The following is a 20,210-nucleotide window of genomic DNA, read 5'->3' on the forward strand; positions in this document are numbered from 1 at the left end:
CACATGGGGATCTTCAGTGTACTTAGAACCCGCGATGTTTCTTCAGGTGTTCATTGATCTTCGCCGCCGGCACTTTCTGCAAGGTGCACAACAGGTCATGGGACAGTTCACGCAGGCCGTGGGTCTGGCGCAGTTCCTGGGCCAGGTGCGCTGTGAGGTTGGCGGCCATTTCCGCATCCGCCAGCGCCCGGTGAGCCTGGCCGGTGTGGGGCAATTTGGCGTAGGCGTTGAGGGTGCCGAGCTTGTGGTTCGGCGCCGCCGGCATCAGGCGGCGAGCCAGGAGCAGGGAGCAGGCGAATTTCTGCAGGCGGGTGCGGCGGATCAGGCCAAGCTCAAAGTCCCAGAACTTCTGGTCGAACGCGGCGTTGTGCGCCATCAAGGGCGTGGTGCCGACGAACTCATTGACTTCGTTCATCACCCGTTCAGCCGGTGGCGCAGTGCGCAGCATGGCGTTGCTGATGCCGGTGAGCTGTTCGATAAAGGCTGGTACGCGCACACCGGCGTTCATCAGGCTCTGGTAGCGATCCACGATTTGCCCGCGCTCAAGGATGACCACGCCAATCTCCGTGGCCCGGCAGTGGCTGCTGGGGGTGATGCCGGTGGTTTCAAAGTCGATGACCGCTATACGTTCCAAACCTGTTTCAACTCCGTTCTACGATCTATTTGAGCAACAACGCGCCTTCGATCGGCACGTAGTGGCTGGCGGCGCGTATCAATGAGTTGGCCGTCAGCCCCGGCACGCCGTAGGCCACGGCCCGCACGCCATGCTTGTGGATGATGCGCTCGAGCAGCATGTCGAAATCACCGTCACCGGAGGCCAGCACGACTTCGTCGACATGGTCGGCGGCGTCCATGATGTCGAGGGTGATGCCCACGTCCCAGTCGCCCTTGGCGGAGCCGTCGCTGCGCTGGATGTACGGCTTGAGTTTTACCGTGAACCCCAGGTTGCGCAGGATCTGCTGGAACTGCTGCTGCTTGCTGTCGCCGCGGTCGATGGCATAGGCGTACGCCTCGACAATCTGCCCGCGCGCGCTGATGTCAGCCCACAGCGCGGCGTAGTTGAAGTGGCAACCATAGGCCTGACGCACGGTGTAGTAGAGGTTTTGCACATCGGCGAACACTGCAATTTTTTTCACCGCACTTCCTCATGGACAGCCAGGCGCCAGCGCCCGGAAAGGGCGCCAGTATGCCAGCCAAGGGAGCGTTTCCGGGAAAAAATCAGACCGGAGCGCCGCAGCGCCCCGGGCCCGGTGTGTCAGACGAAGGAATCGTCGTCGCCAAAGGAAGAGGAATCGTCGGAATAATCGCTGTCGGCGAAGCTATCGGCGTTATTGCTGCCCCAGTTGTCATTGCCGGCAAACTTTTGGTCATCGTTGCCCCAGTTGCCTTGATCGCTGGCCGGCGCCGGTTGTTCGATGATTTCTTCCACCACCTGCGGCTGCTGGTTGTGATGGAACAGGCTGCTGATCCCTTCGGCCAGCAACACACCACCGGCCACACCGGCGGCGGTCTTCATGGCGCCACCGAGAAAGCCACTGCCGGCTGGCGCGGCTGCCGGTGCTTGCGGCGGCTGATAGTTCTGCTGGGGCGCTGGCTGGTTGAACGATGGCCGCGCCGGTTCACGCCAGCCGCCACCTGAGTTGCTCGGCGCAGGCTGTGGCTCACGGGAGCCGCCGCCAAAGATGCTCGACAGGAACCCACCACCGCTGGCCGGCGCGGGTTGCGTGGCCTTGACCCGTTGCAGCTCGTCCTGCAATTGCTGGATCTGCTGAGCCTGTTGCTTGTTTTGCGCGTCGAGGCTTTGCAGCGCATGTTCCTGAACCAGAATCGACTGGGTCATGTAGTACCCGACGGCGGGTTGGCGAGCCATATGCTCCTTGATCCGCGCTTCGGCCTGGGCGTCGCGGGGGGCTGAGTCCGTTTCGGCTTGTTGCAACCGTGAAAACAGTCCATCGATCAGGGTTTGCTCTTCGCTGTTCATGGCGACCTCGTTAGATTGCCGATAAAAAATTCCGGTCCCGCCTGTGATCAGGCCGGGGGCTTTCCAGTTATGGGGATGTTACGAGTTGTTTCAATGGTCTTTACTCAAGGTTTACGTTTGCGCCCCTTTGAGCCTGATCGGTTAAAGTGTCGCCCTCTGCTTCCAGGCTTGTGATGACCCTGATGAATCCGTTAGACGTTTTGCGCGACTCCTTCCGCTTTACCCAGCGCAACCTGGGCGCCATCGTCCAGCTGTGCCTGCCATTGGTGATCCTCGAAGCCTTGCTGCAACAGGTGCTGGACCACACGCTGGGCCCGGATGCGTTTCCCGGCTACAGCGTGGTCGTGGGTTTGTTGGTGTACCCGCTGTACACCGGCGCCCTGATCCTGTTTCTTGACGCCCGCACCCGGGGCGAGTCGCCGCGCACCAAGGATGTGTGGGCCATGGCCCTGAGCCTGTGGCCGCGCTTCGCCCTGCTGACAGCCATGAGCACCTTGCTGATTCTGCTGGGGCTGTCGCTGTATTTCCTGCCGGGCTTGTGGCTGATGGTGGTGTTGGCGTTTGCCGAATACCTGCTGGTATTGCGCGGCATGCCGGCGTTGGCGGCGATGAAGGAAAGCCTGCGCCTGACCCGTGGGCATTTCTGGCGCATCCTGGTGTGCCTGCTGTGCGTGATGACGCCGTTGTGGCTGCTCAAGGGCGCCAGCGTGGCGGCGTACCCTGAGCCGGCGCCGTTGCTGGGGTTGCTGATGGACAGCGCCCACAGCTTCCTGCAACTGTTCACCAGTGTGGTGCTGTTCCGTTTATTCATGTTGATCGGTGGCGACGCCGACGTGCGGTGATATGCTCCGTGGCTCTTCTGACACGCATATAAGCCGAGCCGATGACCCGTTTATTGCGCATCACCCTGTTGAGCCTGTTGATCATCGCCGGCCTGCTGGCCGCGCTGATCTACAGCCTGACCTGGCGCCCTGCCGACAAAGAGACCCTGCCCGTCAGCTGCGTGGCACCCCGCGCTCCGACGCTGTTGCCGGGGCAGGCGCTCAAGGTCATGACCTGGAATGTGCAATACCTGGCCGGCAAGAACTACGTGTTCTGGTACGACACCCCGGACGATAGCGGCCCGGACGATCGCCCCACCGTCGAAGACATGGCGTTCAGCCTCGACGAAGTGGCGCGCGTGATTCGCGACGAACAACCCGACATCCTGCTGTTGCAGGAAGTCGACGAAGGCGCCAAGCCTTCCCATTATCAGGACCAGCTTGCGCTGTTGCAGGAGCGTCTGGTCGACCTCTACCCGTGCAGCGCCCAGGCCTTCGACTGGAAAGCCGACTTTGTGCCCAGCCTGCATATCTTCGGTAGCGTGGGGCGCAAGCTCGCTACGCTCAGCCGCTACCAGATCGAACACGCCGAACGCCTGCAACTGCCAACCGCCGATGCCAACTTCATCAGCCGTCAGTTCCAGTCTAAGCCCGCCTTGTTGCTGACGTATCTGCCGTTGAGCGATGGCGGCCAGCTGGCAGTGCTCAATACACGCCTGGACGGCAGCGCACCTGGCCGCTCGGCAGCACAAGAACAAGTGCAAGCCACGGCCAAGCTGCTGGATAAGTTCGAAGGCCGGGGCACGCCCTGGTTGATAGGCGGGGATTTCAACCTGCTGCCACTGGGCCAATACCTGCGCCTGGACGCGGCTAAACGTGGGCAGTATGCGCCGGACAGCGAGTTGCACCTGCTGTGGGACAAGTACCCGATGATCCCGCGCAACAGCGAATCCAGCGGGATTGATCGTGAAAAATGGCTGACGCACTTCCCCAATGACCCAAGCCTGGACGGGCCGGATCGCACCTTGGATTATCTGTTCTACAGCCCGCGCATCAAGCGGGTGGAGGCGAAGGTAAGGCAGGAAGACACGTTGCGCATCTCCAATCATTTACCGGTCATTGCCCGCTTCCTGCTGCCTGCCGCGCAATGAGCGTTGACACGCCCCCCCTGTGGGAGCGGGCTTGCTCGCGAAGGCGTCGGGTCAGCCAATACATGCACTGGCTGACACACCGCCTTCGCGAGCAAGCCCGCTCCCACATATTGGATCTTTGTCGTTAGGGTTTGCGCGGTTTGATCCTGGCCGTCGCTTCGGCCACCAATGGATCATCCGGCCAATAATGCTTGGGGTATCGCCCCTTGAGATCCTTCTTCACCTCGGCATAGGTACTGCGCCAGAAGTTCGCCAAGTCCTGCGTGACCTGCACCGGCCGCCGCGCCGGGGACAGCAGGTGCAACTTCACGGCCAGGCGCCCGCCGGCAATACGCGGGGTGTCTGCCAAGCCGAACAATTCCTGCAAGCGCACCGCCAGGATCGGCGGCTGTTCGCTGTAGTCCAGACGCACCGAGGAGCCCGACGGCACTTTCACGTGCTGCGGCGCCAGCTCTTCCAGGCGTTGGGGCAAGGGCCAGGGCAGCAGGTTGTGCAGGTAGCTGGAGATATCCAAGTTGGCGAAATGGCTGAGGCGCGAGACCTTGCCCAGGTAAGGCATCAGCCAGTGTTCGAGGCTGGCGAGCAGGGCTTTGTCGCTGAGGTCGGGCCACTCGCTGGTGTTGCCGGCATCCAGTTGGCGCAGCAGCATCACACGGGCTTGCCACTGACGCAGTTCCGGAGTCCAGGGCAGCAGTTCCAGGCCTTTGCGGCGCACCAGGTTGACCAGCGCCTGGCTGCGGGCGGATTCGTCGAGGCCGGTCAGGGGGTCGCGGCTGAGCACCAGTTCACCGACTTTGCGTTGGCGTTCGGCACGCAGGACGCCTTCGCGCTCGTCCCAGTCGAGTTGGTCGACGTTGCGCACTTGCTCGGCCAGCACCGTGTCGAACAGGGCTGGATCAAAATCCGCCGCCAGGTAGATGCGTTCTTCGCGCTGGCCCTGGCGGCTGCCCAGGTCGGCGATCACCAGCCAGGGTTGTTTCATCAGGCTGTCGGCTTCGGCAAACAGCGCCGCGCGGCCGTTGGCCAGGCGATATTCAGCGCCACCGGGGCGACGTTGCTGGGCGACGCGGTCGGGGTAGGCCAGCGCCAGCAAGGCGCCGAGCCAGCGTGGATGGTCGGGGTTGTCCACCGGCTGGGTCGCCTTGCCGCGCAGGTAGCCACGGTATTGCCGGGCCAGTTGCTTGGCACGCTGCACGCCACTTTGGGTGCCTCGCGCACGTTCTTCACCGGACATCAGCGCCAGGCGGCTGTGCAAATCGGCACCGCCGCCGCGCAGGATATCGCGCTCGCCCAACAGGGCTGCCACGTCACAGGCGGTGGCGGCCAACCCCAAGTCCTGACCACGCAACAACAGGTGGGCAATACGCGGGTGGGCGGGCAATTCGGCCATCTTCTGGCCATGGGCGGTGAGCGTTTCTTCTTTCAGCGCACCGAGGCGTTGTAACAGATCCTGAGCCTGGGCATAGGCGGCTGTCGGTGGGATGTCCAGCCACACCAACTGGCTGGGTGTCACGCCCCAGCGCGCCAGTTGCAAGGCCAGCCCGGCCAGGTCGGCGGCAAGAATTTCCGCACTGCCATAGGCGGCCAGACCCTCATGCTGGTCTTCGGACCACAACCGATAGCACACCCCTGGCTCCAACCGCCCTGCCCGGCCGGCGCGCTGGGTGGCGCTGGCGCGTGAGATGCGCTGGGTGTCGAGGCGCGTCATGCCGCTGCCCGGGTCGAAACGCGGCACCCGCGCCAGCCCGGCGTCGATCACCACGCGTACGCCGTTGATGGTCAGGCTGGTCTCGGCGATGTTGGTAGCCAGCACCACTTTGCGTTTGCCGGCCGGCGCCGGGTCGATGGCGGCGCGCTGGGCATTGAGGTCCAGCTCACCATGCAACGGGCATAACAGCACGTCAGGGCGATCACCCAAGGCCTCGGCCAGTTGCTGGTTGACCCGGCGAATCTCCGCCTGCCCCGGCAAAAACACCAGCACGCTGCAGGTTTCATCCTGCAGGGCTTCGAGGATGGTTTGCACCACGCGCGGCTCGATAAACTCCCCGGCCTGGTAGGGGCGCCCCCAGCGCATCTGCACCGGGAACATGCGCCCTTCGCTGCGCAGGATCGGCGCGTCATCCAGCAGTCCGGCCAGGCGCTCGCCTTCGAGGGTGGCGGACATCAGCAGGATCTTCAGCGGCTGCTCGTCGCGAAACAGCTCGCGACCGTTAAGGCTCAGGGCCAGCGCCAGGTCGGCGTCGAGGCTGCGCTCGTGGAATTCGTCGAAGATCAACAGGCCCACGCCGTCCAGCGCCGGGTCGTCCTGCAGGCGACGGGTAAGGATGCCTTCGGTGACTACCTCGATGCGCGTGTTGGGGCCGACTTTGCTGTCCAGCCGAATGCGGTAGCCCACGGTCTCACCGACCTTTTCACCCAGTTCACTGGCCAGTCGTTCGGCAGCAGCACGGGCAGCCAGGCGTCGGGGTTCGAGCATCAGGATGGTTTGCCCGGCGAGCCAGGGCTCATGCAACAAAGCCAAGGGCACGCGGGTGGTTTTACCGGCGCCGGGGGGCGCTTCCAGCACGGCTTCATGGCGATGAGCCAAGGCGTCACGCAGGGCGGGTAAAACATCATCGATCGGCAACGAATTCATACTGGCTCCAAAGCAGAGCGGCGAGTATAACGGCGAACTGCATAATCCCATTGGGAACAGAGTCAGATGTGGGAGCGGGCTTGCTCGCGAATGCGGTGGGTCAGCGACATATCGGATGACTGATACACCGCTTTCGCGAGCAAGCCCGCTCCCACATTTGGACATCATCGCCTTGTAGACTCGCTTATAGTCATTCTTCAAATGCGTTCAGGAGACTTTTTCATGCGTATCGCTTCCCGTGTCATCGGCGGTGTCCTCGCCGTCACCCTGCTGAGCCAACTCACCGCCTGCGGCTCGATTTTCTACCCCGACCGCCGTGGCCAGATCGACGGCAAGATCGACCCGACCATCGCGGTACTCGATGCCCTCGGCCTGTTGTTTTATGTGATCCCCGGCCTGATCGCCTTCGGTGTCGACTTCGCCACGGGCGCCATTTACTTCGAACCGGGCAAGACCGCCCAGGTCGCTCCCGAGAAACTGCACGAAGCCATCGGCGCCGACGGCACGGTCGATAACGCCAAACTGCAAAGCATCATCCAGAAAGAAACCGGTCGCACCTTGCCGCTGGACGACCCACGCCTGATCCAGTTCAAGGGCAGCGTGCAACAACTGGCGGCCCTGGGCCTGCAGCCTGCCGCTTAAGGATTGCTCATGACCAGCAGCCCCGAACACGCAAGGCTCTTGCGCCTGGCCACCCGCGCCTCGGTGGGCGTGGCCTGTGTGTTGATTGTGACCAAGGCCATCGCCTGGTGGCTCAGCGGCTCGGTGAGCATGCTCGCCGGGTTGACCGACTCACTGCTCGACGGCGTGACTTCGCTGTTGAACTTGCTGGCGGTGCATTACGCCCTGCGCCCGGCCGATGACGATCACCGTTACGGGCACGGCAAGGCGGAGTCGCTGGCGGGTATGGCGCAAGCCTTGTTTATTGCCGGCAGTGCGGTGCTAATTGCGCTCCAGGCCTATGAACGGCTCAAGCATCCGGAGCCGGTCGGCGCACCGTGGCTGAGCATTGGCGTGATTGTCTTGTCGCTGGCGCTGACCGTGGCCCTGCTGATGCTGCAACACCGCGTGGTGCGCGAGACCGGCTCCAACGCGGTGCGCGCCGACTCGCTGCACTACCGCTCGGACTTGCTGCTCAATGGCAGCATTCTGATTGCGCTGGTGTTGGCAGGTTTTGGCTTTCATCAGGTTGATGCCTGGTTTGGCCTGGGTATCGCCGCCTACATTCTGTGGAGCGCGATCCAGATCGCCAGGGAAAGCTTTGCGGTGTTGATGGACGAAGAGCTACCGCCGGATGTCAGCCAGCACATGCTGGAGCTGGCCCGTGGCGTGCCCGGCGTGCTGGGTGCCCATGACTTGCGCACACGGGTTTCCGGTAATCATTGGTTTGTGCAACTGCATCTGGAATTGCCGGGGGAGTTGACGCTGTCGGTGGCCCACGGCATCAGCGACCAGGCCGCCGATGCCATTCACCGGGAATACCCGAAAGCCGAAGTGCTGGTGCATGCCGACCCGCAGGAAGTGGTCACCGGCAACAAGGCCTAGTACTGCACCTGATACCCGCGACTGCCCAGGCAGTTGCCCTGGGCCTGGCGGTAGGTTTGCACCACCGCAGGGTCCGGGGCGTAAGTCACGGTGCGCGGGTCAAAGCCACTTTGCTGCACCGCCCAGCGATAACAGTCGTAGCCGTCCTGCTGTACCTGGGCTGGCGATTGGCCGTTGGCCGGGTAAGCCACCACGTCATAACCGTTGCCTTGAGGCGTCGGCGGGGGTGATGGCACCTGCGTCGGTGGTTGCACCACCACGTATTGCTGGGTGCTTTGCTCGTAGGCGTAATAGGCGCCTGCGGCGAGGAACAACAGCGAACCGCCTACCCACACTTCACGCGCATAGTCCGGCAGGTAATGCACGCGAATGCCATACGGCGGCGTCACCACCACATAACGCGGGCCTTGCGGCCGGTACCAGTAGCCGCCCGAGAAGAAGTAATCCTGACCACGGTACGGCACGCGGTAATTGCGCTCGGGGAAACGGTCGATGACATATCCAGGGCGATGCTGCGGGCCTGGGCCCCAGCCATTGCCATGCCCGTCGGGACGACCGGGCCAACGGTTATCGTTGGGATGGTCATTGCCCGCACGCGGCCCAGGGCTACCGGCCTCCCAATGCCTGTTGTCATCGTTGCGTCGGGGGATATCACGGTAATAACCCTGGCGTGGCTCCTGGGTCTGGCGCACGGTATCGGGCCGGCCCTGGATCGGCAGGTTATGCTCAGGCCGCGGCCCACCTTCGGGGCTCCGTTCGTGCTGCCCTTGCGACCCATGCCCCTGGCCCGGTGAGTTATCGCGTTCGTCGGCCATCGCCTGGGAGCCGACGCTGACCACCAGCAAACCAACACCTGCCATACGCCAGATGCGCTTCATGCTTTTCCTCACTGCGGATTGGGGCTTGATCATGAGACTGGAAAAGCCTCGCCCGGTTCTGAGACAGGTTATCAGTCACGAGAACTATTTTCTGAAGGCAAAACGCGCACAAAGAAAAAGGGGTGACCCGTCGGCCACCCCTTGAGAATTTCGTCCGTGCTCAACGCTTTTGACGTTGGCTCACCTCACGCCGTCTTGTGGACAGTGTGCAGCCTGGAGGCCGGCTCAACCCTGCTGGGGCGGCGGCCGCAACGGGCCTGATTGGGCGCGTTGCTGTGGACTGTTGTCCAGGCGGTGATTCTGTTGGTAATCATAGGCGTGACGGGCGGGCAGAGGATTGCGAAGATTGCGTCAATAAACAGTGCTTGCGCAATTTTTAACCCTTCATGGATAATTCACCGCAATAGTTACGACAAAGGCCAACCCAATGAGCAAGCTTGACCGATACGACCTGAGTATTCTGGCGGAATTGCAGCGCGACGCGAGGATCTCCAACCAGGAGCTGGCCGAACGCATCGGCCTGTCGCCTTCGCCCTGCTCACGCCGGGTCAAGCAGTTGGAAGACGACGGCTACATTGCGCGCCAGGTCGCCTTGCTCGACCGCAAGATGCTCGGCCTGAGCCTCACCGCTTATGTATTGATCGGCATGGACCGCCATACGCCGGAGCGCTTCGAAAACTTCGAAGCCGCCATCCGCACCCTGCCGCAAGTGCTGGAGTGCAGTTTGGTGACCGGCATGGACGCGGACTATCAGCTAAAGGTCGTGGTACCAGATATGGATCACTATCAGAAACTGCTGCTGGGCCATCTGACCCGGATTGAAGGGGTGACCAGCGTGCGCTCCAGCTTTGTGCTGAACCAGGTGCTCAACAGCACCGAACTGCCCCTGACCCACCTGCGTACCTGAGAACAACGATGTTCAACTGTAGGAGCGAGCTTGCTCGCGAAAAACGTTAACGATAACGCGTGCTTGCTGAATGAACGCGGCGCCTGCGATTTTTTCGCGAGCAAGCTCGCTCCTACAGTGGCATCAGGGCAAGCCCCCCCCGACAGTTTGACCGCGTACGACTCAGGTCAATGTTGCGTCTGCGACGCTGCCGTATACTGCTCGCTTGTCTTGTCGGAAGAGTCCCATGAACAACATCGACCCCGCCCTGTTTGAAGAATGGATGATGACCGGCCTGGTCACTATCCTCATCATTTTCATGGGCTTCATCGTCTGGGACCTGGCGAAGAAATCCAAGGCCGGGCGCTTTGGTTCGTTCATCCTGTTCTTCGTTCTGGGCCTGGGCGTGGCGGCGTTCATCATCAAGAGCGTGGTGATCGGCCTGATTGAATCCGGCGCTTTATAAGCGCGCCGGCACCGCTTTCCATTGGCCTTGATCCAGGCCGTCGATCGACCAGTCGCCAATACGCACGCGCACCAGGCGCAGTGTCGGCAAGCCTACCGCCGCGGTCATGCGCCGCACTTGACGGTTACGCCCTTCGCGAATCACCAATTCCAGCCAATGGGTGGGCACGCTTTTACGAAAACGCACCGGCGGGTTGCGCGGCCATAATGCCGGCTCATCCAGTTGCCGCGCCTCGGCCGGCAAGGTCATGCCGTCGTTGAGCTCCACGCCTTCGCGCAGGCGTTGCAGTTGCTCTTCGGTGGGCTCGCCTTCTACCTGCACCCAGTAGGTTTTCGCCAGCTTGTGCTTGGGGTCGGCAATCCGCGCTTGTAGCTGACCATCGTTGGTCAACAGCAGCAGCCCCTCGCTGTCACGGTCCAGGCGCCCCGCCGGGTAAATGCCGGGAATATCAATAAAATCCTTGAGGGTCGCGCGCCCGCCTTCGTCGCTGAACTGGGTCAGCACGTCGAAGGGTTTATTGAACAGGATCAACTTCGGCTCGGCCGGTGGCGCCTTGGCAACGCGGCGAGCGGCAGAGTGCGGTGGTTTCACGCCAGGGCGGCGTGAATCGGGACGGTTGGGACGGGACATGGCAAAGGAACATCTAACGGTCAGGACCGACAATGCTAGTGGCCTGACCGCTAAATGACCATCCCAACCGCTTAGCGGAACGGCGGCTCGTCGAAGCTGCGCAATTTGCGCGAGTGCAAGGAGTTGAGTTCGGTGCGCAGCAGGTCGACCGCCTCGATGCCGATCTTCAAGTGCTGGCTGACCGCACGCTCATAAAACGCGTTGGCCGAACCCGGCAGCTTGATCTCGCTGTGCAAGGGTTTGTCCGATACGCATAACAAGGTGCCGTAAGGCACGCGCAAACGGTAACCCTGGGCGGCGATGGTGCCGCTTTCCATGTCCACGGCCACGGCACGGGACAGGTTGATCAGCGGCCGCTCCTGGGCCCAGCGCAGTTCCCAGTTCCGGTCGTCATAGGTCAGCACGGTGCCGGTGCGCAGGCGTTTTTTCAGCTCTTCGCCTTTTTCGCCAGTGACCTTGGCCGCCGCCTGCTGAAGCGCCAACTGCACTTCGGCCAGGGCCGGAATAGGGATGTTCGGCGGTACCACACGGTCCAAAATCCCGTCGCGGCGCATATAGGCATGGGCCAGTACGTAGTCGCCGATGGTCTGGGATTGGCGCAGGCCGCCGCAGTGGCCGATCATCAGCCAGCAATGCGGGCGTAGTACGGCCAGGTGGTCGGTGATGTTCTTGGCGTTGGACGGGCCCACGCCGATGTTCACCAGGGTCACGCCGTGGCCGTCAGTGGCCTGCAGGTGATACGCCGGCATCTGGTAGCGGTGCCAGACCACGCCGGCGGCAATGGCCGAGGCTTCGCCGTGGTCCATGCTCTTGTCGATCACCACGTTGCCGGGCAGCACCATGCGGATAAACCGCGGGTCGCTGCGCAGTTGCTCCAGGCCATGCAGGATGAACTGGTCCACGTAGCGGTGGTAGTTGGTCAGCAAGATCCACGGCTGCACATGGCGCCAGTCGCTGCCGGTGTAATGCACCAGGCGACGCAGGGAAAAGTCCACGCGGGCAGCATCGAACAGGGCCAGGGGCAGTGGGTCGGTATTTTCCCAGTCGTACAGGCCATCGGCAATGCCGTCGGTGGCGGCGGACAGGTCGGTACTAGGGAATACACGGGCCAAGGTCGCGGCGGTCACGCCGGAGCCGGCCAGTTCATCGCCCTGCTCCACCACATAGGGGTACGGGATGTTCTGCTGGCTGACGCCCACTTCTACCGTCACGGTGAAGTCGTGCATCAGCGGCACCAGTTGCTCCAGCAGGTACTTACGGAACGCGGCCGGGTGGGTCACGGTGACGCTGTAGGTGCCGGGCAACTGCACCTTGGCATACGCACGGGTGGTCTGTGGGACTTCGCCGTGGCAGTGGTAGGTCAGGCGCAGTTCCGGGTAGCGAAACAGTGCGCGTTGAGCGGCGTCGGGTTCGACGCGGTCCTTGAGGTATTGCTTGAGGGCTTGATTGAGCGCGCCGGTGGCTCGCTCATGCAGAGCCGCCAGCCGGTCCACGGCTTCTTCGGCGGTTTTGACGACAACAAAAGCTTCGGTCACGGTAAGCATCCTGTGTTCTGGACTTGCAGGCCTTTATCTTGCCTGTATCCAAGCGTCACCGAAACCACAGGATTGGAATGCGGTAAATAATGTGGGAGCGGGCTTGCTCGCGAATGCGGTGGGTCAGTAACTGAATAGGTAACTGATACACCGCATTCGCGAGCAAGCCCGCTCCCACATTTGGATTGTGTTTATTCAGAGGGATTGCGGGGTTGAGCGGGTGACAATCGCTTCCACGTCGACGCCACGCGGCAAGGTGCCATATACGCGCCCCGACGATTCACCCAGCCGGCTGGCAATAAACCCATCGCTGACCGCCGCATTACCCGCCTCCAACAGCAACTTGGCCTGCAACGCCAGGGCAATGTCCTCGGTCAGTTGCCGCGCCCGATACTGGATATCCTGGGTGTCCATGAATGCCGCCTTCAACTGCTCGATATGCCGCGCCAACTGTTTGTGGCCGTGGCCATCGCCCAGCTCGACAAACAACGCCTCCAGTACCCCCGGCTCTTTGGACAGTGCACGCAATACGTCCAGGCACTGCACATTGCCGGAACCTTCCCACGTCGAATTCACCGGTGCCTCACGGTAAAGGCGCGGCAGGATGCTGTCCTCCACATACCCGGCACCGCCCATGCATTCGGCGGCTTCGTTGATCATCGCGGGCGCGCGCTTGCAGATCCAATACTTGCCCACGGCTGTGACCAGCCGGGCGAACTTGGCTTCATGTTCATCATCAAGATGATCCAGGGCGCGCCCCATGCGCAGGCTCAAGGCCAGGGCCGCTTCGCTTTCCAGGGCCAGGTCGGCCAGCACGTTCTGCATCAGCGGCTGCTCGCTGAGCACGCGGCCACCCACCTGGCGATGGGCGCAGTGATGGCTGGCCTGGGTCAGCGCCTGGCGCATCAAGGCGCTGGAGCCGACCATGCAATCGAAGCGGGTCATGGCGACCATTTCGATGATGGTGGGAACGCCGCGGCCTTCTTCACCGACCATCCACGCCAGGGCGCCGCGAAATTCCACTTCGCTGGAGGCGTTTGAGCAGTTGCCGAGTTTGTTCTTCAAGCGCTGGATGTAGAACTCGTTGCGCGTGTCGTCCGGTCGGTGCCGGGGCAGCAGGAAACAGGTCAGGCCCTTGTCGGTCTGGGCCAGGGTCAGGAAGCCATCGCACATCGGTGCCGAGCAGAACCATTTATGCCCCACCAGTTCGTAGGCTTGGCCGGGGCCACCCGCGCCCACGGGGTAAGCGCGAGTGGTGTTGGCGCGCACGTCGGTGCCGCCCTGCTTCTCGGTCATGGCCATGCCGATAGTGGCGCCGGCCTTGTGGGCGATGCCGACATTGCGCGGGTCGTATTGGGTATCGAGGATTTTCGGCAGCCAGAGGTCCGCCAGCTCCGGTTGCAGGCGCAGGGCCGGGACGCAGGCGAAGGTCATGGTCAGCGGGCAACCGCTGCCGGCTTCGGCCTGGCTGTGCAGATAGGTCATCGCCGCACGCGCCACATGGGCGCCGGCCTGCGGATGGGCCCATGGCAGCGAAGGCAGGCCATGCTCGACGGCGGTGCGCATCAGCTCGTGATAAGCCGGGTGAAACTCCACCAGGTCGATACGATGGCCATAACGGTCATGGCTGCTGAACACCGGTTTGTTCTGGTTGGCCAGGAAGCCCGCTGCCATCAACGGCCCACCCGCCAGCGCGCCGTAGGCATCAATGCGCGACTCGGCCCAGCCGGCGCCAAAGCGGCGCGACCATTCCTGCAAAGGCAAGTCGATGCGATACAGGTTGGTGCCGTCCAGGGACGGCGGCTGGTTGGTGACGTCGTGGGTTTCGGCAAACTGATGCAGGTTCATGACGGGCCTCCTGGAAAAAAGCCACATCGATTTCAGGCTGCCTGTAGGAGGAGCTTGCTCGCGAAAAACCTGAGAGCAACGCGCTAACCCAGGCGGGGCGCGTTATCGTTGACGTTCTTCGCGAGCAAGCTCGCTCCTACAGAAAAACACAGATCGATAGAGGCCGGTTTTTCCAGTTAAGCATCGCCATCGCGCTTAAAAAAGTGGCATACGCGCCGAATGCTCGGCGCTTTCACCCTCATCCGCACACAGCACGCTGCGCTCAAGCGCCGCCTGCAAGGCGTCGAAACGCACCGGTTTGGCCAGTCGGTCCGTCATGCCAATGCCATGGCAGCGCTCACGCTCCGGCCCATTGGGCGAAGCACTCAGGGCGATCACCGGCAATTCACCGCAGCCGGGCAATGCGCGAATCTGGCAGCACAACGAAAAGCCGCCCTCTGGCACATCCAGCAGCACGGCGTCGAAGCTGTGCCCCTGCAATGCAGCGAGCGCCGCCGGGCCGCTGTCCACGGTTTTGACCCGGTAACCGAGCTTGAGCAACATGCCACGCACCGCCAGTTGGCCCACGCTGTTGTCGTCCACCAGCAGCACCGTGCATTCCTGAGGCGCACGCTGTGCAGGCAAAGCCTGCGCGGCCGGCGTCACCTGCTGCGGCACCGCGCTGACGTCCACTTCCAACTGGAAGCGGCTGCCTTTACGGGGCTCCGAATGATGGGTCAGGCGCCCGCCCAACAGTTCGATCAACTGCCGACAAATCGCCAGGCCAATGCCCAGGCCGCCGTACTCACGCGTCATCGAGCCGTCCAACTGAAAGAAACGCTGATACAGCGTGGCTTCATCGAGAAAGGCGAAGCCGATACCGGTGTCGGTGACGATAAAGCTCAAGTGCAAGGCGCCATCCCCTTGCGGCACGCCCACCACACGCAAACGCACCGCGCCGACGTGGGTGAATTTGAACGCATTGTCGAGCAGGCAATCCAGGCACTGACGCAACTTTTCGGCATCGCCGATGAGCCGGTCTGGCAGCTCATCCGCGACGTCAATGGAGAACTGCAGGCCTTTGGCCTGGACACTGCCGGTGAACTGCTGGCGCAAGGTATCGAGCTCGCCGCGCAGGCTGAACACTTGCGGCTGGGCCACCAGGCGACCGGCCTGCAACTCGGTGAGGGTGAGGATGCCGTTGACCATGCGCATCATGTCCCGCGCCGAGCCGGCGGCGGTTTGCTGGTACTGCGTCAGGTCATCGTCCAAAGGCACGGTTTGCATCAGTTCCAAAGAGCCGATCACACCGTTCATCGGCGTGCGCAATTCGTGGGTCAGGGTGGCGAGAAATTCGTCTTTGAGGCGATTGCTGCGGGCCAGTTGCTGGTTGAGCGCTTCCAGCTTCTGGCTGGCATCGAGGAGAATCTGCGCCTGCTGTTCGCGCATGCCGTTGATACGGTCAGCCAGGGCCAGGGACAACAGCGCCACTTCAATGGCTGAGCCGAGCTGGCTGGCGTACATGGTCAGGAACACGTTAGGCAGATAACCCAGCACCATCAGGGTATTGATCACCCCGCCGAGCAGGAAGGCCGACCAGGCGATGATGAAATAACGCGCCATGCGCTGCCCGCAATACCAGGCCTTGATGGCCGCCACGAAGATGGTCACGGTAAACACCAGCGCCAGCGCAGTGGCCAGGCGCAGGGCCACGGCGTAACTGGTCAACAGCGCCAGTGCCATCACCAACCCGCCACTGGCCGCCAGCGCCAGCAGGATGCGGTTGAGCCAGCGGCTGTGCTGCGCGGTGTGCAGGAAACTGCGCGCGAACAGGCTGCCGAACAACGCCGCCGAGCCGATCAGGAAGGGTACCGCCGCATTCGCCCACCAGGGGTTGTTCGGCCAGAAGTACTCCACCGCAACGCCATTGACCGACAGCTGATACAAGCCGAACGAAGCAATATAGAAGATGTAATAGAGGTAGCTGGTGTCGCGCACGCTCAGGTAAATGAACAGGTTGTAGATCAGCATGCCCAGCAGCACACCGTAGATGGCGCCGAGCACGTACAAGCGCAGCGGTTGCTCTTCCATGTAGGCGGTGCCCGCCCACAATGTCAGCGGTGCCTGGATCGAGCCTTGGCTTTGCAAGCGCAGGTAGACGGTTTGTTGCTGGTCGGGCAAGAAGCTGAGCTTGAACAGGTAGTTGCTCTGGCTCACCTCACGGCTGGAAAACGGCAATGCGCTGCCGGTGCGGGCGGTGAGACGGTAGTGGCCAGTGCCGTCGTTCTGGTAGAGGTCCAGGCGATTGAGCGGCGGGTAGGCCAGTTCCAGAAACCAGGTGCGTGGTGCGCGGGGATCTTTGGCGGTGTAGTGCAGGTTGACCTTCAGCCAGAACACCGAGCGTGAATAGCCGGCATTGAGGGTGTCTTTGTCGTGGGTCTTGAATTGGGCGGCATAGGCGGGGGAACTGACATCGGCGATGGTGAGGGCATCGGTTGGGTCTTCGAGCACTTGCATGACCCGGCCCAACGGGAGGCTGCGCGTGTCCTGGTTGAACTCGACGGCGCCGGCGAGCATCGGTAGCCCGCACAATATAAACATCAGCAAATAGCGCATAGAGCCCCAGCGTAGCCTGGTCCGGTTGTGTCAAAAGCCCCCCATTCCTTTTGAGAAGACGTACACCGGCGATACAGTAAGTTGTTGGGATGCACTTTAGCATAGCCAGTAAAAGCCATTAGCCACTGCAGGAACTTTTTTTAGAATAGCTCTAGCGCAATGCTTTCAGCCCACTTCGTTGCGGTGTTCAGCCACACAAAGCGACGCTGCAGCAGCAAACTTCTGCTATCGCCAGGCAGCCACGCAAAAAGCGTTTGGTGGTAAGCTCGCCCACCATGAATATCTACAGCTCTCGCCCCGTTGTCCTCTGTCTCTCCGGCCATGACCCCAGTGGTGGCGCCGGCCTGCAGGCAGATATCGAAGCCCTGCTCGCCCAGGGCTGCCACGCGGCCCCGGCCGTCACCGCGTTGACCGTGCAAAACACCGTCAATGTCAGTGATTTCCGCGTGCTTGACCGTGAGTGGGTACTGGCCCAGGCCAATGCCGTGCTCGGCGACTCTGAAGTCGCGGCAGTGAAGCTGGGCATGCTCGGCTCCACCGCGATGGTCGACACCGTGGTCGAACTGCTGCAGGCGCATCCGCATTTGCCGGTGGTCTGCGACCCGGTGCTGCGCGCCGGCGGCGGCGGTAGCCTGGGCAAGGACGAGGTCGGTTATGCGATGCGCGAGCGGCTGCTGCCCTTGTCATTGATCGCCACCCCCAACCTGCCAGAAGCCCGCATCCTTGCGGAACTGCCCGACGGCAGCGCCGACGAATGCGCCGAGAAGCTGTTGCCGTACATCAAGCACCTGCTCATCACCGGCGGCCATGGCGATGAGCACGAAGTGCACAATCGCCTGTACAGCCGCGACGGCACGCGCCAGACCTTTACCTGCCAGCGCTTGCCGGGGAGTTATCACGGCTCGGGCTGCACATTGGCCAGTGCGCTGGCCGGGCGCATTGCCCAGGGCGAAGGCCTGGCCAGCGCCGTGCAATCGGCCCTCAACTACACGTGGCGTACCCTGCGTGATGCCGAACAACTCGGCCAGGGCCAGTTCGTGCCGCGCCGATTGCCGCTGGATTTCTGCTCGTAACTTATCGCTCGTCAGCAAGGGGTTTGCCCGATGAAACTACGCGGCCTTTACGCCATTACCGACAGCCAGCTGTTGGCCGGCAAATTCCTCGCCTACGTCGAGGCGGCGCTGGACGGTGGCGTCACCTTGTTGCAGTACCGCGACAAAAGCAGCGACGAGGCACGGCGCCTGCGTGAAGCCGAAAAGCTGTACGAACTGTGCTCGCGCTACAAGACCCAATTGATCATCAACGACGATGCCGAACTGGCCGCGCGCCTGGGCGTCGGCGTGCACCTGGGCCAGACCGACGGCCCGCTGACCTCGGCCCGGGCATTGCTCGGCGCCAAGGCGATCATCGGTGCCACGTGCCACAGCCAGATCGAACTGGCCGAACAGGCCGCCAACGAAGGCGCCAGCTACGTCGCCTTCGGCCGCTTCTTCAATTCCACGACCAAACCCGGCGCACCCGCCGCCACTGTTGAAATGCTGGCCCAGGCCCGCAAGCGCCTGCACCTGCCGATCTGCGTGATCGGCGGCGTCACCCTGGAAAACGCCGAACCGTTGGTGGCCCACGGGGCCGACCTGCTCGCCGTGGTCCACGGCCTGTTCGGTGCCGACAGCACCCAGGAAGTCACCCGCCGCGCCCGTGCATTCAACGATCTTCTTAAATCTTCAGTTTAGAGAGCCCGATCATGTCCCGTTCCGAAACCCTGTTTGCCAACGCCCAGAAACACATCCCCGGCGGTGTGAACTCCCCCGTGCGTGCGTTCAAGAGCGTGGGCGGCACGCCGTTGTTCTTCAAGCATGCCGAAGGCGCCTACGTCACCGATGAAGACGACAAGCGCTATGTCGACTATGTCGGCTCCTGGGGCCCGATGATCCTCGGCCACAGCCATCCGGACGTGCTGGACGCGGTGCGCCAGCAACTGCAACACGGCTTGTCCTACGGCGCCCCGACCGCGATGGAAACCGAGATGGCCGACCTGGTCTGCTCGATCGTGCCGTCGATGGAAATGGTGCGCATGGTCAGCTCCGGCACCGAAGCCACCATGAGCGCGATCCGCCTGGCCCGTGGTTTCACCGGCCGCGACAACATCATCAAGTTCGAAGGCTGCTACCACGGCCACTCCGACAGCCTGCTGGTAAAAGCCGGCTCCGGCGCGCTGACCCAAGGCGTACCCAATTCCGCCGGTGTGCCTGCGGCGTTCGCCAAGCACACCCTGACCTTGCCGTTCAACGACATTGCGGCCGTCGAGCAGATGCTCGGCGAAGTCGGCCAGGACGTGGCGTGCATCATCGTCGAGCCAGTCGCCGGCAACATGAACTGCGTTCCACCGGCCCCGGGCTTCCTTGAGGGCCTGCGCGAGCAGTGCGACAAGCATGGCGTGGTGCTGATTTTTGACGAAGTGATGACCGGTTTCCGGGTCGCCCTCGGTGGCGCCCAGGCTTACTACGGCGTCACGCCAGACCTGAGCACCTTCGGCAAGATCATCGGCGGCGGCATGCCGGTAGGCTGCTTCGGCGGCAAGCGCGAGATCATGCAACACATCGCCCCGCTCGGCCCGGTATACCAGGCAGGCACCTTGTCGGGTAACCCGCTGGCAATGGCCGCCGGCCTGACCACCCTGCGCCTGATCAGCCGCCCGGGCTTCCACGCCGAGCTGACCGACTACACCACACGCCTGCTCGACGGCCTGCAACAACGCGCCGACGCCGCCGGCATCCCGTTTGTAACCACCCAGGCCGGTGGCATGTTCGGCCTGTACTTCAGCGGCGCCGACGATATCGTCACCTTCGATGACGTGATGGGCAGCGATGCCGAGCTGTTCAAGCGCTTCTTCCACCTGATGCTCGAAGGCGGCGTATACCTGGCACCGAGCGCCTTTGAAGCCGGCTTCACTTCGATCGCCCATGGCGAAGCCGAACTGAAATTGACCCTGGATGCTGCCGAGCGCGCGTTCGCGGCCCTGAAATAAGTGACGGCAACCTCTGACGTTGCCCCTGGCAGCGTCAGATTTGCTACTTTGCTTACAGAGAATTCCTGGTTTTTTCGAGAATTGCCCTGCAATCCGGCAGATAACTTGCCCAAGCAGCAGAAAAACGAGTAAAGACTTTGTAAGCAGAGGCCTGCTTATTTCATAATGCGCGCTAATTGGACTCCCTCGAGGGTCCGCGCGCCCCGTCAGA

Annotated in this window: 18 protein-coding genes; 9 read left to right on the forward strand and 9 right to left on the reverse strand. The window is 62.5% G+C overall.

Features of this window, described 5'->3' with window-relative positions; genetic code table 11:
• Positions 1-22 precede the first annotated feature (22 nt).
• The 3 genes from BUE92_RS10895 to BUE92_RS10905 form a co-directional block, all read right to left on the reverse strand.
• Complete coding sequence (locus BUE92_RS10895) at positions 23-634, reverse strand: 3'-5' exonuclease (protein ID WP_073523638.1); 612 nt, start codon at positions 632-634, stop codon at positions 23-25.
• A gap of 25 nt (positions 635-659) precedes the next feature.
• Positions 660-1,136 carry a LabA-like NYN domain-containing protein gene (locus BUE92_RS10900; RefSeq protein WP_003194396.1) on the reverse strand — a complete coding sequence of 159 codons (477 nt, stop codon included), beginning with the start codon at positions 1,134-1,136 and terminating at the stop codon, positions 660-662.
• 119 nt (positions 1,137-1,255) lie between these two features.
• Positions 1,256-1,981, reverse strand: coding sequence for a DUF2076 domain-containing protein (locus BUE92_RS10905; RefSeq protein WP_073523639.1), 726 nt, complete (start codon positions 1,979-1,981; stop codon positions 1,256-1,258).
• A 182-nt stretch (positions 1,982-2,163) separates the two neighbouring features.
• Here BUE92_RS10905 and BUE92_RS10910 point away from each other — a divergent pair, with 182 nt between their 5' ends.
• Both BUE92_RS10910 and BUE92_RS10915 read left to right on the forward strand, forming a co-directional pair.
• Complete coding sequence (locus BUE92_RS10910) at positions 2,164-2,823, forward strand: YciC family protein (protein WP_034133780.1); 660 nt, start codon at positions 2,164-2,166, stop codon at positions 2,821-2,823.
• A gap of 41 nt (positions 2,824-2,864) precedes the next feature.
• Positions 2,865-3,953 carry an endonuclease/exonuclease/phosphatase family protein gene (locus BUE92_RS10915; protein WP_073523640.1) on the forward strand — a complete coding sequence of 363 codons (1,089 nt, stop codon included), beginning with the start codon at positions 2,865-2,867 and terminating at the stop codon, positions 3,951-3,953.
• 124 nt (positions 3,954-4,077) lie between these two features.
• Here BUE92_RS10915 and hrpB read toward each other — a convergent pair whose 3' ends face one another.
• Complete coding sequence (gene hrpB / locus BUE92_RS10920) at positions 4,078-6,588, reverse strand: ATP-dependent helicase HrpB (RefSeq protein ID WP_073523643.1); 2,511 nt, start codon at positions 6,586-6,588, stop codon at positions 4,078-4,080.
• 222 nt (positions 6,589-6,810) lie between these two features.
• Here hrpB and BUE92_RS10925 point away from each other — a divergent pair, with 222 nt between their 5' ends.
• Together BUE92_RS10925 and BUE92_RS10930 are read left to right on the forward strand one after the other, a co-directional pair.
• Positions 6,811-7,230: a hypothetical protein gene (locus tag BUE92_RS10925; protein WP_003194410.1), complete on the forward strand. Its 420-nt coding sequence runs from the start codon at positions 6,811-6,813 to the stop codon at positions 7,228-7,230.
• Between the two features lie 9 nt (positions 7,231-7,239).
• Positions 7,240-8,133 carry a cation diffusion facilitator family transporter gene (locus BUE92_RS10930; RefSeq protein WP_073523645.1) on the forward strand — a complete coding sequence of 298 codons (894 nt, stop codon included), beginning with the start codon at positions 7,240-7,242 and terminating at the stop codon, positions 8,131-8,133.
• Here BUE92_RS10930 and BUE92_RS10935 read toward each other — a convergent pair.
• Entirely contained in the window at positions 8,130-9,011 is an 882-nt protein-coding gene (locus BUE92_RS10935) for a DUF6515 family protein (protein WP_073523646.1), read from the reverse strand. The genes BUE92_RS10930 and BUE92_RS10935 overlap by 4 nt on opposite strands.
• A 427-nt stretch (positions 9,012-9,438) precedes the next feature.
• On the opposite strand from BUE92_RS10935, the gene BUE92_RS10940 reads away from it, so the two are divergent.
• Entirely contained in the window at positions 9,439-9,918 is a 480-nt protein-coding gene (locus BUE92_RS10940) for an Lrp/AsnC family transcriptional regulator (RefSeq protein WP_003194418.1), read from the forward strand.
• Positions 9,919-10,153: 235 nt separating this feature from the next.
• Positions 10,154-10,363 (forward strand): DUF2788 domain-containing protein, encoded by a 210-nt coding sequence (locus BUE92_RS10945; RefSeq protein ID WP_025999909.1) that lies wholly within the window; start codon positions 10,154-10,156, stop codon positions 10,361-10,363.
• On the opposite strand, the gene BUE92_RS10950 is transcribed toward BUE92_RS10945, so the two are convergent.
• The 4 genes from BUE92_RS10950 to BUE92_RS10965 form a co-directional block, all read right to left on the reverse strand.
• Positions 10,358-10,993: a pseudouridine synthase gene (locus BUE92_RS10950; protein ID WP_073523647.1), complete on the reverse strand. Its 636-nt coding sequence runs from the start codon at positions 10,991-10,993 to the stop codon at positions 10,358-10,360. The two genes, BUE92_RS10945 and BUE92_RS10950, sit on opposite strands and share 6 nt — an antisense overlap.
• 71 nt (positions 10,994-11,064) lie before the next feature.
• Positions 11,065-12,537: an AMP nucleosidase gene (gene amn / locus BUE92_RS10955; protein ID WP_153475217.1), complete on the reverse strand. Its 1,473-nt coding sequence runs from the start codon at positions 12,535-12,537 to the stop codon at positions 11,065-11,067.
• Between the two features lie 186 nt (positions 12,538-12,723).
• Positions 12,724-14,376: an acyl-CoA dehydrogenase family protein gene (locus BUE92_RS10960; protein WP_073523648.1), complete on the reverse strand. Its 1,653-nt coding sequence runs from the start codon at positions 14,374-14,376 to the stop codon at positions 12,724-12,726.
• Positions 14,377-14,571: 195 nt separating this feature from the next.
• Positions 14,572-16,971: a hybrid sensor histidine kinase/response regulator gene (locus BUE92_RS10965; protein ID WP_073523649.1), complete on the reverse strand. Its 2,400-nt coding sequence runs from the start codon at positions 16,969-16,971 to the stop codon at positions 14,572-14,574.
• Between the two features lie 275 nt (positions 16,972-17,246).
• On the opposite strand from BUE92_RS10965, the gene BUE92_RS10970 reads away from it, so the two are divergent.
• The 3 genes from BUE92_RS10970 to hemL are packed head-to-tail and all read left to right on the forward strand — an operon-like array spanning position 17,247 to position 19,999.
• Complete coding sequence (locus tag BUE92_RS10970; RefSeq protein WP_073523650.1) at positions 17,247-18,044, forward strand: hydroxymethylpyrimidine/phosphomethylpyrimidine kinase; 798 nt, start codon at positions 17,247-17,249, stop codon at positions 18,042-18,044.
• A gap of 30 nt (positions 18,045-18,074) precedes the next feature.
• Complete coding sequence (thiE, locus tag BUE92_RS10975; protein WP_073523651.1) at positions 18,075-18,704, forward strand: thiamine phosphate synthase; 630 nt, start codon at positions 18,075-18,077, stop codon at positions 18,702-18,704.
• Positions 18,705-18,715: 11 nt separating this feature from the next.
• Entirely contained in the window at positions 18,716-19,999 is a 1,284-nt protein-coding gene (hemL, locus tag BUE92_RS10980) for a glutamate-1-semialdehyde 2,1-aminomutase (protein ID WP_073523654.1), read from the forward strand.
• The last annotated feature ends 211 nt before the right edge of the window (positions 20,000-20,210 follow it).

Source organism: Pseudomonas fluorescens (genome assembly GCF_001902145.1).
GTDB classification, from domain to species: domain Bacteria; phylum Pseudomonadota; class Gammaproteobacteria; order Pseudomonadales; family Pseudomonadaceae; genus Aquipseudomonas; species Aquipseudomonas fluorescens_BV.

What these genes read in the sequence shown, in the direction of transcription:
- BUE92_RS10970 (WP_073523650.1), top strand. Translation starts at nt 17,247, where the DNA reads ATGAATATCTACAGCTCTCGCCCCGTTGTCCTCTGTCTCTCCGGCCAT.
- BUE92_RS10950 (WP_073523647.1), bottom strand. Translation starts at nt 10,993, where the DNA reads ATGTCCCGTCCCAACCGTCCCGATTCACGCCGCCCTGGCGTGAAACCA.
- BUE92_RS10915 (WP_073523640.1), top strand. Translation starts at nt 2,865, where the DNA reads ATGACCCGTTTATTGCGCATCACCCTGTTGAGCCTGTTGATCATCGCC.
- BUE92_RS10965 (WP_073523649.1), bottom strand. Translation starts at nt 16,971, where the DNA reads ATGCGCTATTTGCTGATGTTTATATTGTGCGGGCTACCGATGCTCGCC.
- BUE92_RS10940 (WP_003194418.1), top strand. Translation starts at nt 9,439, where the DNA reads ATGAGCAAGCTTGACCGATACGACCTGAGTATTCTGGCGGAATTGCAG.
- hemL (WP_073523654.1), top strand. Translation starts at nt 18,716, where the DNA reads ATGTCCCGTTCCGAAACCCTGTTTGCCAACGCCCAGAAACACATCCCC.
- BUE92_RS10925 (WP_003194410.1), top strand. Translation starts at nt 6,811, where the DNA reads ATGCGTATCGCTTCCCGTGTCATCGGCGGTGTCCTCGCCGTCACCCTG.
- BUE92_RS10930 (WP_073523645.1), top strand. Translation starts at nt 7,240, where the DNA reads ATGACCAGCAGCCCCGAACACGCAAGGCTCTTGCGCCTGGCCACCCGC.
- BUE92_RS10935 (WP_073523646.1), bottom strand. Translation starts at nt 9,011, where the DNA reads ATGAAGCGCATCTGGCGTATGGCAGGTGTTGGTTTGCTGGTGGTCAGC.
- thiE (WP_073523651.1), top strand. Translation starts at nt 18,075, where the DNA reads ATGAAACTACGCGGCCTTTACGCCATTACCGACAGCCAGCTGTTGGCC.
- hrpB (WP_073523643.1), bottom strand. Translation starts at nt 6,588, where the DNA reads ATGAATTCGTTGCCGATCGATGATGTTTTACCCGCCCTGCGTGACGCC.
- BUE92_RS10905 (WP_073523639.1), bottom strand. Translation starts at nt 1,981, where the DNA reads ATGAACAGCGAAGAGCAAACCCTGATCGATGGACTGTTTTCACGGTTG.
- BUE92_RS10960 (WP_073523648.1), bottom strand. Translation starts at nt 14,376, where the DNA reads ATGAACCTGCATCAGTTTGCCGAAACCCACGACGTCACCAACCAGCCG.
- amn (WP_153475217.1), bottom strand. Translation starts at nt 12,537, where the DNA reads ATGCTTACCGTGACCGAAGCTTTTGTTGTCGTCAAAACCGCCGAAGAA.
- BUE92_RS10910 (WP_034133780.1), top strand. Translation starts at nt 2,164, where the DNA reads ATGAATCCGTTAGACGTTTTGCGCGACTCCTTCCGCTTTACCCAGCGC.